The 15,413-nt window shown below is 43.6% G+C and carries 13 protein-coding genes; 7 read left to right on the top strand and 6 right to left on the bottom strand.

Annotated features, from left to right (window positions below):
• The first annotated feature begins 25 nt into the window (after positions 1-25).
• The 4 genes from ACQY1Y_RS00785 to vapC all read left to right on the top strand — a co-directional run bounded on the left by ACQY1Y_RS00785 (position 26) and on the right by vapC (position 4,742).
• Positions 26-1,363: a proton extrusion protein PcxA gene (locus ACQY1Y_RS00785; RefSeq protein WP_430013780.1), complete on the top strand. Its 1,338-nt coding sequence runs from the start codon at positions 26-28 to the stop codon at positions 1,361-1,363.
• Positions 1,364-1,790: 427 nt separating this feature from the next.
• Positions 1,791-3,755, top strand: a complete 1,965-nt coding sequence (locus ACQY1Y_RS00780; protein ID WP_430013779.1) for a protein kinase domain-containing protein — start codon at positions 1,791-1,793, stop codon at positions 3,753-3,755.
• A gap of 394 nt (positions 3,756-4,149) precedes the next feature.
• Positions 4,150-4,344 (top strand): type II toxin-antitoxin system VapB family antitoxin, encoded by a 195-nt coding sequence (locus ACQY1Y_RS00775; protein ID WP_430013778.1) that lies wholly within the window; start codon positions 4,150-4,152, stop codon positions 4,342-4,344.
• 5 nt (positions 4,345-4,349) lie between these two features.
• Positions 4,350-4,742 (top strand): type II toxin-antitoxin system VapC family toxin, encoded by a 393-nt coding sequence (vapC, locus tag ACQY1Y_RS00770; RefSeq protein ID WP_430013777.1) that lies wholly within the window; start codon positions 4,350-4,352, stop codon positions 4,740-4,742.
• A gap of 19 nt (positions 4,743-4,761) precedes the next feature.
• Here vapC and ACQY1Y_RS00765 read toward each other — a convergent pair whose 3' ends face one another.
• Complete coding sequence (locus ACQY1Y_RS00765; RefSeq protein WP_130756739.1) at positions 4,762-4,953, bottom strand: hypothetical protein; 192 nt, start codon at positions 4,951-4,953, stop codon at positions 4,762-4,764.
• 280 nt (positions 4,954-5,233) lie between these two features.
• On the opposite strand from ACQY1Y_RS00765, the gene ACQY1Y_RS00760 reads away from it, so the two are divergent.
• A complete protein-coding gene (locus ACQY1Y_RS00760) occupies positions 5,234-5,407 on the top strand; it encodes a type II toxin-antitoxin system VapB family antitoxin (RefSeq protein WP_430013776.1) in 174 nt (57 codons plus the stop codon).
• A gap of 70 nt (positions 5,408-5,477) precedes the next feature.
• Here the strand turns inward: ACQY1Y_RS00760 and dxs are convergent, their stop codons facing one another.
• The 5 genes from dxs to ACQY1Y_RS00735 form a co-directional block, all read right to left on the bottom strand.
• The gene (dxs, locus tag ACQY1Y_RS00755) at positions 5,478-7,388 is read right to left on the bottom strand and encodes a 1-deoxy-D-xylulose-5-phosphate synthase (RefSeq protein ID WP_430013775.1); all 1,911 of its coding nucleotides are present in this window, start codon (positions 7,386-7,388) and stop codon (positions 5,478-5,480) included.
• A gap of 73 nt (positions 7,389-7,461) precedes the next feature.
• Positions 7,462-8,232: a nickel pincer cofactor biosynthesis protein LarB gene (gene larB / locus ACQY1Y_RS00750; RefSeq protein WP_002777893.1), complete on the bottom strand. Its 771-nt coding sequence runs from the start codon at positions 8,230-8,232 to the stop codon at positions 7,462-7,464.
• A gap of 159 nt (positions 8,233-8,391) precedes the next feature.
• On the bottom strand, positions 8,392-10,140 hold the full coding sequence (locus ACQY1Y_RS00745; protein ID WP_430013774.1) for a ribonuclease J: 1,749 nt from the start codon (positions 10,138-10,140) through the stop codon (positions 8,392-8,394).
• 242 nt (positions 10,141-10,382) lie between these two features.
• A complete protein-coding gene (gene dapA / locus ACQY1Y_RS00740) occupies positions 10,383-11,273 on the bottom strand; it encodes a 4-hydroxy-tetrahydrodipicolinate synthase (RefSeq protein ID WP_430013773.1) in 891 nt (296 codons plus the stop codon).
• A gap of 250 nt (positions 11,274-11,523) precedes the next feature.
• Positions 11,524-12,543, bottom strand: a complete 1,020-nt coding sequence (locus ACQY1Y_RS00735; RefSeq protein ID WP_430013772.1) for an aspartate-semialdehyde dehydrogenase — start codon at positions 12,541-12,543, stop codon at positions 11,524-11,526.
• A gap of 324 nt (positions 12,544-12,867) precedes the next feature.
• Between ACQY1Y_RS00735 and tig the strand changes: the two genes are divergently transcribed.
• Positions 12,868-14,262 (top strand): trigger factor, encoded by a 1,395-nt coding sequence (gene tig, locus ACQY1Y_RS00730; protein WP_430013771.1) that lies wholly within the window; start codon positions 12,868-12,870, stop codon positions 14,260-14,262.
• A 447-nt stretch (positions 14,263-14,709) separates the two neighbouring features.
• Complete coding sequence (gene clpP / locus ACQY1Y_RS00725) at positions 14,710-15,411, top strand: ATP-dependent Clp endopeptidase proteolytic subunit ClpP (RefSeq protein WP_002736918.1); 702 nt, start codon at positions 14,710-14,712, stop codon at positions 15,409-15,411.
• Positions 15,412-15,413 lie beyond the last annotated feature (2 nt).

The raw sequence follows: 15,413 nt of genomic DNA, 5'->3' as shown, positions 1-15,413 counted from the left end.
TCCCTTGTGGAAGTAATTGTTTCCTATGAATCTTAATCGGATTTTGCAAGGTGTTAATCAATGGTTATTACAAACTCCTGAACGTTCTTTAGATGAGGCTTATCATGCAGCTTTGAAGATTAAGGAGATAGAAGACAAGCATTTTCAAGGACGAAAAGTGGCGAATGGGTTCTCGAATTATGGCAGCAGCACTAATTCCTATTTTATCGCAGAAGTTAAAGGTTATCTGCAAAAAATTAAAGTCAGATTGACGGAGTTTAAAGCTAGTCGCTCGATCGTTAATACCTTCGGACCCAATCAACCGACAATTAATAATGGGGTGATTACTGTCACCACAGATGTTTGTCTGAAAAAACTTCAGTTTATCGATAGTGTTATCGGAAAATATCAAGATAATTATTGGGAAGAAGATCTGCAAGATGTTCCCAAAAGTATCCAGAACAGAAATTTTGAGCAGGAAACAGCCAAAAATAAGACTTCTAGAAATCGCTCTTTTTTAGCAGCGGGTAGTATTGAAGATGAGGAAATAATCAAAAGTAATAAATCCCAAAAAGCTACGGAAAAACCGGGGGTTTTGCCCCGTTCTTTTGTCAACACTTTTAATCGCATTAAACAGGAAATTGATCCCCAAGCGGAGGAATCGGAGGAGGCAGTTTTAAAGAAATTTCGCAATTCTCGTTATAAAACAGCCATTTCCCTCAAGTTTATTTTACTGTTAATTATTGTTCCTTTATTAACCCAGCAATTAACCAAAACCTTCCTAATTACCCCCTTGGTTAATAAATATTTCCAACAACAGGAACAGTTTATTTTTATCAATCAGGATTTAGAAGAAGAGGCTTTTTCGGAATTGAGAAGATTTGAGGAAGCTTTACATTTTCGAGGTATGATTGGTTTAGCTCCCAAATTATCTAACGAAGAAATCGAGGGAGAAATTACTAAAAAAGCAGCGGTACTAAGTGAAGAATTTCGCCAACGAGGTCTAAACGCGATTGCTAATATTTTCGCCGATATTTGTTCCCTGATTGCCTTTGGGTTTGTTATCGCTTTTAGTCGTCGAGAAATCGAGATTGTCAAGTCTTTTCTGGATGGCATTCTCTACAATCTTAGCGATTCAGCTAAAGCTTTTTTAATTATTCTCTTTACCGATATATTTGTCGGTTTCCACTCTCCCCACGGTTGGGAAGTGATCCTAGAAGGGTTAAGTCGTCATTTCGGTTTACCAGAAAATCGCCAGTTTAATTTTCTCTTTATCGCCACTTTTCCCGTTATCTTGGATACAGTCTTAAAATATTGGATTTTCCGTTATCTCAATCGCATTTCTCCCTCGGCAGTGGCTACCTATCGTAATATGAATGAATAGGGTAAAATCAGGGAGAAACTTGATAATTTATCCTTCTAATTTGGGGGGATAATTTGGCTGCATCTCAGATTTGCAGAAATACCGACAATCAGCAATTATCAGTGACTCTTAAATTATTACAGATATATCAGCAGCTGTTTGTAAGCATCCCTCCGAAAAACTAATGCACGGGGGGGTTTTCAGCTATTTATTCCGATAAATCGACTAAAAACGTTGCCAGATAAGGATTGGAGAGAATGACATTGGAGAGAGTGAAAGAACCCTAGGAAGCGTTGATTCATGAATCAACCTACAAAGCACGACGTTTTGAAAAATGCAATATCTCTCTTCAATTTAATCATAACTACTTACTTATGATACAATGCCTTCAAAGACAGGTAAGGGAAAACTTGCAATTATTCACCCGATAAAATAACTGATAGCCGAGATGAAACCCTGTTACTGCATCAATCCCGATTGTTCTCAACCAGACCATCCGAGTAATAATAACTCGAATACTCGTTACTGTCAAAGTTGCGGCTCTCAATTGTTGTTAAATGGTAAATATAGGGTAAGTCGGTTATTGAGTGATACGACCGGTTTTGGGGTTGTTTATGAGGCTTTTGAAGGTTTTACAGCCAAAATCCTCAAGGTCTTACAAGAAAAATGGAATAATGAACCGAAGGCAGTGGAATTATTTAAACGAGAATATGACGTTTTATTAGAGTTAAGTCGTCAAAATGTCACCGGTGTTCCTCGCGCAGATGCCTATTTTCAATATTCCACAAGGGAAGGGAAAATATTACACTGTTTAGTCATGGAAAAAGTGGAGGGGATTAATTTAGAACAGTGGCTCAACCAGTATGATAAGTTAAGTCAAAAACAAGCCTTAAAATGGCTGAGAGAAATTACTTTAATTCTCGATAAAATTCATCAACAGAATTGGCTGCATCGAGATATTAAACCCCCTAATATTATGCTGCGGAATAGTGGCGAGTTGGTGTTAATTGATTTTGGCACAGCAAGGGAAGAAACCCAAACCTATCATCAAAAGGTAAAAGGTCAACAGGTAACAGGTATTACCTCAGCCGGATATACACCCAATGAACAACAACATGGCCAAGCAGTGATTCAATCAGATTTTCATGCTTTAGGACGAACTTTTGTGCATTTATTAACCGGAAAACATCCCTTAGAAATTTATGATCCGATTAATGATGTTTTACCTTGGCGAGAAGAAACGGAAAATATTCACCCGTCATTGTTGGATTTTATTGATGAGTTAATGGGAAGATTACCCAAGAATAGACCGGCTAATACTAGGGTTATTTTACAACGTTTGGATGAGATTGAACGGCAATTAAAGTTACTTCCTACACCTGTACAACCGGTTAAAAATAATAAGCTTAGAAATAGAATGATAGCTCTTGGTGGAGTTTTGTTATTAGGAGTAGGAATAACGCAAGTTTATGGTTATTTGAAATATAAGCAGTTTCCCGCCGGTCTTCAATCTATGCCTCCAACACCAAATCTAATGATAGCTCTTGGCGGAGTTTTGTTATTAGGAGTAGGAATAACACAAGCTTACGGTTATTTTAAATATCTAGAGTTTCCTGCTAGTCCTCAATTATTAATATCGGATTTATCTAGTCTTCGCTTCTTAGATAAAACCCTTACTGGTCATTCTAGCTCGGTTTTGTCAGTGGTATATAGTCCCGATGGGCGCTATTTAGCTAGTGGGAGTAATGGCAGAACTATCAAAATTTGGGAGGTAGCAACGGGAAAAGAATTGCGTACCCTTACTGGTCATTCTTACTCAGTTCAATCAGTAGTATATAGTCCCGATGGTCGCTATTTAGCTAGTGGGAGTTGTGACAAAAATATAAAAATTTGGGAGGTGGCAACGGGAAAAAAATTGCGTACCCTTACTGGTCATTCTGACGGGGTTACTTCAGTAGTATATAGTCCTGATGGCCGCTATTTAGCTAGTGGGAGTTATGACAATACTATCAAAATTTGGGAGGTAGCAACGGGAAAACAATTGCGTACTCTTAACGGTCATTCTGGTAGTGTTTATTCAGTAGTATATAGTCCCGATGGTCGCTATTTAGCTAGTGAGAGTCGTGACAAAACTATCAAAATTTGGGAGGTGGCAACGGGAAAAGAATTGCGTACCCTTACTGGTCATTCTAGCTGGGTTAGTTCAGTAGTATATAGTCCCGATGGCCGCTATTTAGCTAGTGGTAGTAGTGACAAAACTATCAAAATTTGGGAGGTGGCAACGGGAAAAGAATTGCGTACCCTTACCGGTCATTCTAGCAGGGTTATGTCAGTGGGATATAGTCCCGATGGACGCTATTTAGCTAGTGGGAGTGCTGACAAAACTATCAAAATTTGGCGGGTGGGACAGTAAAGTTGTGTTGGGGGTGACAGCAATAACTTTTGTCTATCAAAAATGAGCGACACTTGCGGGAAACTGCACCGATGTCTTTAAAAATATTGGGTTTTGGCTCAAATTATTGAATCGAGCAGTTTTCTCCTAAATAGGGTATGCGGCAAAAAGTACGGGCGAAGCATTCGGATAGAAAATCTACAGTTTCACCGATAGGTTATTGTCCGAATGCTTCGCCCCTACAGGACGCGGGCCGATAAAGACGCAAGATTTTGAACGACGATTCTCTCACAATCTTGCACCTGTGGGAGCGAGAAAAGCCACAAAATCTCTACCTTGCTTACATCTCACATTTATTCAGCAAACCCTATATAATGTGTATATTAACAATCTACTATACGCAACTAGGGATAGGATGATGACTAACATTATCATTGATGACCAACTCATGGCTGATGCTCTTAAAGCTACTGGTTTAAAGACTAAACAAGAAGTTGTTGAATTGGGTCTTAAGACTTTGATTCTGCTCAAACAACAGGAGAAAATTAAAGCCTTTAAAGGTAAGCTTAAATGGGAAGGAAACCTTGAGGAAATGAGGCACAATCAATGATTCTTATGGATTCCAGTGTTTGGATTGATTATTTCAATGGTTATAATACTACGGAAACAACAGAACTTGATTTATTGCTAGGAGTTGAGCCGATAGCTATTGGTGATATTATTCTCACCGAAGTTCTCCAAGGTTTTAGGAGTGATAAGGATTATCAAATAGCCTATCGCTTACTAACTTCATTGACCATTTATGATTTACTAGGTTTGAGAATGGCATTGAAAAGCGCGGACAATTATCGCCAGTTACGCAAGAAGGGGATAACTATTAGAAAAACTGCTGATGTTATTATTGCCTCCTTTTGTATTGAAAATAATCTTCCGCTCCTTTTTTCAGATAAAGATTTTATTCCTTTCGTGAAGCACTTAAAGCTAATTTCAGCTTCTCCTACCACTTGATTTCTTGAGGTTTTCAACTCTAATGCTTTACCCAAGAAAAACGGTACTCTTGACCAAACTGCATTGCCTCTTCGTAAACCGGATCTTCAGCAAAAGTGCCGACAATTTTTTCCCACCAGGGAGTTTCGCTGACAGTAGGTAGCAAACGCTTAAGCAGTGCTACTTCAGCTTCTAAAGCTGCTAGTCTTATCTCTAGATCAGTGGTTAACATGGTTGACATATCCTCCTATTCTGCTCTTGCTCAAAGGTTAGCTTTAAAACAAAAACTGCTAAATCCCAGCCAGAAGCCATAAGATGAACTGATGAAACCATACACAGCACTCCGGGTAAAATTACCGATGAACGATTGTACACAATTCTGTCTTTAAGTCAAGTGGCTTTACAAAACTTTAAGCAATTTCTTGACAAAATTTAACCTTTTTTCTCATTTTTGAACCCTCACAAATTAATTATGCAAGAGGTTTAATCTACTATACACAACTAGGGATACTATGAGAACTAACACTGTCATTGATGACCCACTCATGGCTGATGCTCTTAAAGCTACTGGACTCTCCTATTCTTTGTGTGATAAATTTAACTTATATAGTAGTGATCGATCTTTGTGTCCTTTGTGTCTCTGTGGTTCGTTCCCCTCACTATTTATTGCCGGCAGTCTTCATTAACTATCTAGAGCAAAAAAAAACCAGTCTTCCCTAATTTTTCGGGAAAACTGGACAAGCTAATCTTGAGATTTTAACCGACGTTAGCGGTTTGTTTTTGGCTAAAAAATGCCGCTAAAACCTGTTCGGCAATCTGGGGACTGGTTAAACCCAAATCAGCGAAGGATTGCTCTGGTGTTGCGTGGTCCACTAATTTATCGGGAACCCCGAAACGCTTGACTGGAACTAGAATATTAGCATCCTGTAAAGCTTCCAAAACCGCAGAACCAAAACCACCCATCAAACAACCTTCTTCTAAAGTCACCACCTTACCAAGACGTTGAGCAAGGGGAAAGATAAGTTCTGTATCAAGGGGCTTGACAAAACGAGCATTAACCACTGTGGCTTCGATGCCGTGTTCGCTGAGGATTTCGGCCACCTGTAGGGAAGTATTGACCATCGTGCCGTATCCTAACAGGAGAACATCATCGCCACTGCGGAGAATTTCGCCCTTACCGATGGGTAAAGCTTCCCAACCCTCTTCCATCAGGGGAACCCCTAAACCGTTGCCCCGGGGATAACGCATGGCAATGGGTCCGCTGGTATGATTAATCCCCGTTACGACCATTCTTTGCAGTTCTGCCTCATCTTTCGGGGCCATAATGGTCATATTGGGGATACAACGCAGGTAGGCGATATCGTACATCCCTTGGTGGGTCGGTCCATCGGCCCCGACAATACCGGCCCGGTCCATACAAAAGAAAACCGGGAGATTTTGAATGCAGATATCGTGAATAATCTGATCAAAAGCCCGCTGCAGGAAAGTAGAGTAAATAGTGACAACCGGGCGCATTCCTTCGCAAGCAAGACCACCGGCGAGAGTAACCGCGTGTTGTTCGGCAATTCCCACATCGATATACTGTTTCGGCAGTTTTGCCTGAAATTTATCTAATCCTGTCCCGGTAGCCATGGCGGCGGTGATACCGATAATGCGCGGGTCATTTTCCGCTAATTTGGTGAGAGTATGCCCGAAAACTTTGGAATAAGCCGGAGGTTTCGGTTTACTGGAGGGAATCGGTTTACCCGTGGCTAAATTAAAGGGATTTTGGGCATGATAACCCACTTGATCTTTTTCGGCCCATTCGTAGCCTTTGCCTTTAACGGTGGCAACGTGGACGAAAACCGGTCCTTGGACCTTATGGGCCTGTTTAAAAGTGGCGATTAATTCGGGAATATTATGACCATCAATCGGGCCAAAATATTTAAAGCCCAATTCTTCAATGACAGCGCCGACTTTGGGAACTGCTAACCGTTTCATCCCTTCTTTGACTCGTTCCATTTCGGGGGTGAGGGAGTCACCGAAGAAGGGTAGGTGTTTCAATTGTTCTTCGAGATTATCGGCGATAAACTGGACGGGTTCGCTCAGACGCACTTTATTGAGATAGCGGGAAATTGCCCCGACGTTGGGGGAAATGGACATCTCGTTATCGTTGAGGATAACCATGATGTTGGTGTTCGGTAAATGTCCGGCATGGTTAATCGCTTCTAGGGCCATACCCCCGGTTAAAGCACCATCCCCGATGATCGATACCACCTTGAAATCTTCCCCCTTGGCATCCCGGGCTAAAGCCATTCCTAACCCCGCAGAAATGCTCGTGGAGGCGTGTCCAGCCCCAAAATGGTCAAATTTGCTCTCGCAACGTTTTAGATAGCCCGCAACGCCATTTTTTTGGCGCAGGGTGTGAAAATCGTTATAGCGACCGGTGAGGAGTTTGTGCGGATAAGCTTGGTGTCCCACGTCCCAAAGGACTTTATCGCGATCGAGATCGAGGGTTTGGTAAAGGGCGATCGTTAGTTCTACGACTCCTAACCCCGGTCCCAAATGTCCACCGGTAGCGGCGATCGTCTGGAGGTGTTTTTCGCGAATCTGACGGGCAATATCTTCTAATTGACGGAGTGATAAACCATGTAACTGGTTGGGATGAGTAATTTCACTTAGGTGCATATCGGCTTCTTTTTCAAAGTAGTTTATCCCTATACCAACTGTATAGGATTTTCAGTCTGAGATGAAGGAAAATCTAGGCTAATCTTGCCGCCGTGCGTAAAATTTGGCCGGCTAACATGGCAGCCCCAAAACCATTATCTATATTAACCACACCGATGCCGACCGCGCAGGAATTGAGCATAGTTAACAAAGGAGCAATACCGCCGAAACTGGTTCCGTAACCGATACTGGTGGGAACGGCGATCACCGGGCGATCAACTAATCCCGCTACCACACTTGGTAAGGCTCCTTCCATTCCCGCAACAACAATTAACACATCAGCAGCATCCAGTAGATGGCGATGATTCAAGAGGCGATGAATTCCCGCTACTCCCACATCCCAGAGACGCTGCACGGAAAAACCGCATAATTGAGCAGTAACCGCCGCCTCCTCCGCTACGGGAATATCGGCAGTTCCCGCCGTTAGGATGGAAATTATCCCTTTTGGGGGATTTTCTGGAGCAGCTGCGGCAATGGCACAGATGCGGGCTAAGGGATAATAAACTAAGTCTGTTACCTGTTCCTGTAGCTGGACTGCTATCTCTGCTTCAATGCGGGTGGCCATAACCACGGGACTATTTTGACGCAATACACCGATAATTTGGGCAATTTGAGCGGTGGTTTTACCCGGTCCCCAGATAACCTCCGGAAATCCCGTTCTTAATTGACGATGATGGTCAATTTTAGCAAAGTCTTCCACCGGTTCAAAGGCCAGATGTTTAAGTTTATCTAAGGCTGTCTCCGGGTTAATTTCTCCCCTGGCAACGGCGGTCAGCAGCGATCGCAAATCGGCAGCATGGAACATGGTCAGTTATCAGTTATCAGTTATCAGTTATCAGTTATCAGATTTGAGTTTTAAGTGAGCAGTATGTGTTAAGTGACCAGTATTAAATAGCAGTTTCTTGCCATCTTTTCACTGTTTACTGATCACTGTTTACTGATCACTGTTTACTGATCACTGATATTAGGAGGCCATGGTGGCTGCCGGACGGCGGCGGCGATAAGTACGATTGTTCGCTGGTTCCGTTGCCGCCGCTTGCAGGAGGAAAATCACTAGAGGTTGACTCTTTAACTCCCGTTTGATTAAACGCTGCAAAGTCGTCTCGATTTCGGCCCGCAAACCGGCCCAATCTGGGTCCCCCGTGGCAGTTTTAAATTCACTACTGCGATCGCTTAAACAGCGTTCGATCGCCCGAATAATTAACTGATTCAGCAGCGAGATTTCCACTTTTGTCACCACACCGCGCAAATTAATCTCTGGAGGTGCGCTTAATTGTCCCTCAGCGTTAACGAAGGCGGCGATCGTAATCACACCATCTTCGGCTAACTGTTGTCTTTCCTGCATAATGTGTTCGTGGACCACACCCGCTTGATCAACTAACTCGATTCCCGAAGGCACTGGCGCGCCGATGGCAATGCGATCGCCAGTTAACTCGATCGTGTCACCATTTTTGACAATTACCATATTTTCGGCGGGAATCCCCATACTTTGGGCCATCTGAGCGTGTTTGACCAGCATTCGGTGTTCTCCATGCACTGGCACAAAAAACTTCGGCCGGGTCAAAGATAGCATCAATTTATGGTCTTCTTGGGAACCATGGCCAGAAACGTGAATTCCCTTATCGCGTCCGTAAACCACGTTAGCACCCTGCATCATCAGGCGATCAATTGTATTGACCACAGCGATGGTATTACCCGGAATCGGATTAGCGGAAAAGACAATCGTATCCCCCTGACGCACACGAATATGAGGATGTTCACCCTTAGAAATCCGCGTCATGGCCGCTAAAGTTTCTCCCTGGGATCCTGTGGTTAAAATGACGATTTTTTCATCGGCTAAATTGCGGGTCGCTTTTAAGGGTTCAAATAGATCGTCGGGACATTTGATATACCCCAAATTACGCGCATGAGCGATGACATTTAACATCGATCGACCCACTACCACCACTTTCCGGTTAAATTTCTGGGCCAATTTCAACACCAGATTAATCCGATGCACCGAGGAAGCAAAGGTAGTGATCATAATCCGTCCCGTTGCTTGGTTAAAAACCCGCTCTAAACCGGGATAAACGGAAGCTTCCGAGGGAGTATAACCGGGTACTTCCGCGTTAGTGGAATCACTCAATAAACATAGCACCCCTTTCTCGCCATGTTCGGCAATTTTTTGCAGATCAAAAAATTCACCATCGACGGGAGTATGGTCAATTTTAAAATCTCCTGTGTGAATAACTACCCCTAAAGGAGTATGAATTGCTACACAAAAACTATCGGCGATCGAGTGGGTATTGCGGATATATTCCACCATGAAAGATTTACCTAAACGCACCATTTGCCGAGGAACTACGGTTTCTAATTTGGTACGATTTGCCAATCCTGCTTCTTCCAATTTATCCCGCAATAAAGCCATCGCTAGACGCGGACCGTAGATAATTGGTACATCAAATTGTTTGAGATGGTAGGGAATACCACCGATATGATCTTCGTGACCGTGGGTGACGATCATACCCTTAATTTTATGGCGATTTTCCCTTAGATAAGTCATATCGGGAAGCACTACATTGACCCCGTGCATATCATCGGAAGGAAAAGCTAAACCAGCATCCAGGAGAATAATCTCATCATCGTATTCAAAAACACAGGTGTTTTTGCCGATTTCGTGTAATCCTCCTAGGGGAATGATCTTTAGTTTTGCTTGGGTTTTATCTTGACTCATTAGGTATCCTTTGATGGTAAGTTATGGTGATTTTTCAGGTTGGTTTTGTGGACGGGAAATCTCAAAAAATGAATAGTTAGAATAAGTCGAACTAGGTAAACAACACCTAGTTAAATTCACTTAGTATCAATACTTTCTGGCTGTTCTAAACTATATTTCTTTTCTTCTAGTGAAGCTATTAATATTATAACCTACTTTCTCGAAAAATCCCAGTTTAGTGGGCAAGAATTTCTAGTATTTTTCTAGATTAAAGCCAATTCTTGCATGATTTTTGCTAATCCTTCTTCTAACTCTGGACTTAAGGAACATAAAGGAAGTCTTAGACCCCCCACTTCCCAACCGACTAGATTTAAGGCCGCTTTAATTGGAATTGGATTAGTGGCACAGAATAAACCTTTAAACAGGGGAAATAATTTCAAATTAATCTCGATTGCTTTGGCCGCATCTCCAGTTAAGAAAGCTTGAATCATTCCTTGAATTTCTTCTCCCACTAGATGACTAGCAACACTGACCACTCCCACCGCACCACAGGTGATTAGGGGTAAGGTGAGAAAATCATCGCCGGAATAAATAGCGAAATTTTCAGGAGTATGACAGTAAATCTTGCAGGTTTGTTCTAAATTACCACTAGCTTCTTTTACCGCCACAATATTATCAACTGCTGCCAGTTTAATAATCGTTTCTGGGGTCATATTTTGACCAGTACGACCGGGGATATTATAAAGCATTACTGGCAGATCGGGACAAGCTTTGGCAATGGCGCGAAAATGCTCATATAAACCCTCTTGGGGAGGTTTGTTGTAGTAGGGAACCACTTGTAAAGAACCATCTAAACCCAGTTTAGCAGCCTGTTGGGTCGCTTCGATCGCTTCGGAAGTGGAATTAGAACCCGTCCCCGCAATCACTTTTCCCCGACCATTAACCGCTTTTTTGACAATACTAAATAGTTCGTATTCTTCCTGCCAACTTAGGGTGGGTGATTCTCCCGTCGTCCCACAGACCACTATACCATCGCTACCGTGGGTAACTAGATAATCGGCCAATCTTTCCACCATAGCATAATTAACTCGACCCTCGACGGTGAAGGGAGTCACCATCGCCGTAATTACTCGTCCAAAATATGTTTCACTCATTGATTCAGTTATCAGTTATCAGTTATCAGTTATCAGTTATCAGCTTCTCAAGGCAAGAGGCAACAGAAAGAATCTAGCAATCCTCCTACCTAAAAAGTAGGTTTTAGGTTCGGCCTTTATTATCAGTTTTTGAGCAATCAGCAATCAGCTTTCAGACTTTACTTATCCGGTTAATTAGCTATTTTTCTAATTATTATCGCCTTGATTTAGCTGATGGCTGATAGCTTAGTTATCAAACTGTTGCAAATCTTTAACCGACGAGATTTTTCTTAACTAAAAGCTCGGCAATTTGTACAGCATTTAAAGCCGCACCCTTGCGAATTTGATCGCCGCATAGCCACAATTCTAGACCGTTAGGATGGGAGATATCTTGACGAATGCGTCCCACTAATACTTCATCGCGACCGGTGGCATCAATTGGCATGGGAAAATAATTAGCGTCCCAATCTTCCACTAATCTTACCCCCGGAGCAGACTCAAGAATTTCTCTGGCCTTCACCACAGAAAAAGGCCGACTAAATTCTAGGTTAACCGATTCCGAATGGGCCCGCAGGACGGGAACCCTCACACAGGTGGCACTAACCCGCAGCTCTGGACAAGCAAAAATCTTGCGGGTTTCGTTGACCATTTTCATTTCTTCCTCGCAGTACCCTTGGCCATTAATTGGGGTATTGTGGGGAAAAAGATTAAAAGCGAGGGGATAGGGGAAGGAATTAGTGGGAGGTTGTCGATTGTCAAGAATTGCTTGCGCTTGCTGTTTTACCTCCTCCATGGCTCGCGCTCCGGCACCACTAGCGGACTGATAAGTAGAAACTACTACTCGCTCGATCGCCTGTACTTGGTGGAGAGGCCAGATCGCCACTCCTAAAAGAATTGTCGTACAGTTGGGATTAGCGATAATGCCCCGGTGATTGTCCACACTGTCGGGATTGATTTCTGGGACAACCAGAGGCACTTCGGGATTCATGCGAAAAGCGCTGGAGTTATCGATAATCGTCGCACCCGACTCGACAATAGTTTTCGCCCAAACTTTTGAGGTGGCTCCCCCCGCAGAAGCGAGAACGATATCCACGTCCTGAAAAGAGCGCTCGTTTACCGCTTCGATTAGGAGACTTTCGCCCCGAAAATCGAGGGTTTTTCCAGCAGAACGCTCGGAAGCCAGTAATTTTAGACTAGCGAGAGGGAATTGACGACTAGCTAATAACTCTAGCAATTCCGTTCCCACGGCCCCAGTGGCCCCCAAAATAGCGACCCGTACTTTTTGACTCAAATTGTGTGACCTCCTGACGAGTTGGGTGATGACAATGATCTGAAGAAATCGTTAAAGTAAAAAATCTTTTTTGTCCACCGAGTTATTCTCAAGCTTGGATTGATCGGCTTTTGATCAGCAAAATTTTCTGATTGGGCTTAACTGCCCCAAGGACGGAATAAATTAAATATACCCCATTGACCGCTAAAATAAAAAGATTGTGAGAGCTTGGGGAGCAACTGCAGCTATTCCCCTAGAATATCATGAGCGGGACGGATCCACCGCAGGCGTAAACACCGCTCACCCTATTATAAACGTTCCTTGTCGTAAGAGCTAGAAAAATCAATGAAAGTTATTCAGGAAAAGCTTCCTGCCAGTCAGATAGGTTTAGAAATTGAAATTCCCGCCGAAACCACGAAAAACACCCACGAGAAAGTGGTAAATAATTTAGCGAAGTCGGCCAATATACCCGGTTTTCGCCCCGGTAAGGTTCCCCGTCAGATTCTTCTGCAAAGATTGGGTTCTAAAGCTGTAAAAGCGGCGGTAATTGAGGAATTAATCGAAAATTGTCTCGAATCTGCCCTAAAACAGGAGGGGATCGAGTCCCTGGGTACTCCGCAGCTATTGTCTAAGTTTGAGGATTTGATCGCTGCCTATGAACCGGGTAAAGCTTTGACTTTTTCAGTTTCCGTGGATGTGGCCCCGACAATTATTCTCGGAGATTACGAAAATCTGAGCGTTACTGCCGAAGAAACCGTTTATGATCCCGAATCCGTGGAAAATTGGTTTAAAGAGCGTCAAGAACAGTTAGCGACATTGGTTCCCGTGGAAGATCGCGGGGCGCAGCTAGGAGATGTGGCGATCGTTGATTATCGGGGAAAATCCGTCGAAACTGGCGAGGATATCCCGGATATTGACGGCGAAGATCTGCAGGTGGATATGGAAGCAGGACGCTTTATCGAGGGGATGGTGGAAGGAATTGTCGGCATGAAACCGGAAGAAGTCAAAGAGATGACTTTAACTTTCCCAGAAGATTATCCCAAAGAGGATGTGGCAGCAAAAGCGGTAATCTTTACCATTACGATGAAAGAGTTAAAAGCGAAGGAATTACCAGAGCTTGACGACGATTTTGCCCAAGAAGTCAGCGATCAGGAGACAATCGCCGAATTAAGAGCAAGTTTAGAGAAACGCTTCCAAGAACAAGCGGAGAAGGAAACCAAAGAAAGCATTTATGACGCTTTAACCAAGGAATTAGTTAAGGGTGCCACTTTAGATTTACCGGAGACGTTGATCGAAAAGGAAGTGACGCATATTTTGACCCAAAGCTTCATGGAATTTCAACAAATGGGGCTAGATGTCAACCAGTTGTTTACAAAAGATAATATTCCCAAAATGCGGGAAAGCACCCGTCCTGATGCGATCGAAAGTCTAAAAGAGACTCTCGTGGTGCAAGAATTGGCTAAAGTCGCAGGCATTGAAGTCAGTCCCGAAGCGGTAACGGAAAAAATAGCTAATATCATGGCCCAATTGTCCGATCGCGACATAGATAGGCAGCGTCTGGAACAGGTGATCACCGAAGAAATGCTGGCGGAAAACACCCTAGAATGGCTGAAAGAAAAGGCTACTATCACCCTCGTCCCCAAAGGTTCCCTAGAGGAAGAAACAAGCGAGGAGGAGGAAACAGAAGAAACCTTCGCATTCACCGAAGTGGAAGTGTTGGCAGCCGAGGAAGAACCGTAAGGAGTTAGCAGTCGTGTTGGGGTGTTGGGGTTTTAGGGTATTGGTTGAATTCCCCCATCCCCCCATTTCCTGATAACTCAGCAATTCTAAATTTGCGCTGTAGCAAGGGTTTCAGATTTTAGTTCACGTAATACGGGGTAAAATTCAACGGGATTAACAAGTTCATTTTACGAGTCTTCAGGCTTTTAGGCATGATAGTACACTCAGAATTGCCCCAAAAACCCCCTTTTAAATGTTCTTTAAATCCCTAAAAGGCTTGCTGTGTCTAAAACTGATAACTGATAACTGATAACTGATCACTGATCACTGATCACTGATTCCTGCCAACCGGGGAAAACTTAGGGCATAATAGATGGACAGAAGTGCTAAAGATGCTTAACATTTGCCAGTCAAAGCTCCACAGCCAAGCAAAAACCCTAAGATTGTGATAGCGGAACCGAAAAAATTATGCTCGAATCGAGATCACCTGACTACCCAATTACCAGTAATTGTCGCCCTGCTATCTACGCCAACACGGGGAGAAACTCCCTAGCTAACGTTTTACCCGTGGTAATCGAACAGTCTGGCATGGGTGAACGGGCTTTTGATATCTATTCTCGACTCCTGCGCGAGAGAATTGTCTTTTTGGGAACTCCCGTCGATGATCAGGTCGCTGATTCGATCGTCGCCCAACTCCTCTACTTGGAGGCAGAAGATCCCGAAAAAGATATCCAACTCTATATCAACTCCCCCGGCGGTTCCGTTTATGCCGGATTAGCTATCTACGACACCATGCAACAAATTCGCCCCGACGTGGCGACAATTTGTTTCGGTTTAGCCGCTAGTATGGGAGCATTCCTGCTTTGTGGCGGCGCAGCAGGTAAACGGATGTCCCTACCCAGTAGCCGGATCATGATTCACCAACCCCTCGGCGGCGCCCAAGGTCAAGCTAGTGATATCGCCATCCAGGCCAAAGAGATCCTCTATATTAAACAGAGACTCAATACCATGCTGGCTCACCACACCGGTCAACCCTACGATCGCATCGCCAACGACACCGAACGGGACTTTTTCATGTCGGCCGTCGAAGCCAAAGAATATGGGTTAATCGATCTGGTGATTTCCCGTCCCGAACTGCCCGATCCTACCGTTCCCGTTACTTCCCTGTAAAT

This window comes from Microcystis ichthyoblabe FBCC-A1114, from assembly GCF_050500245.1.
Classification (GTDB): Bacteria; Cyanobacteriota; Cyanobacteriia; order Cyanobacteriales; family Microcystaceae; genus Microcystis; species Microcystis ichthyoblabe_A.
This window is presented reverse-complemented; position numbering and strand designations above follow the sequence as displayed.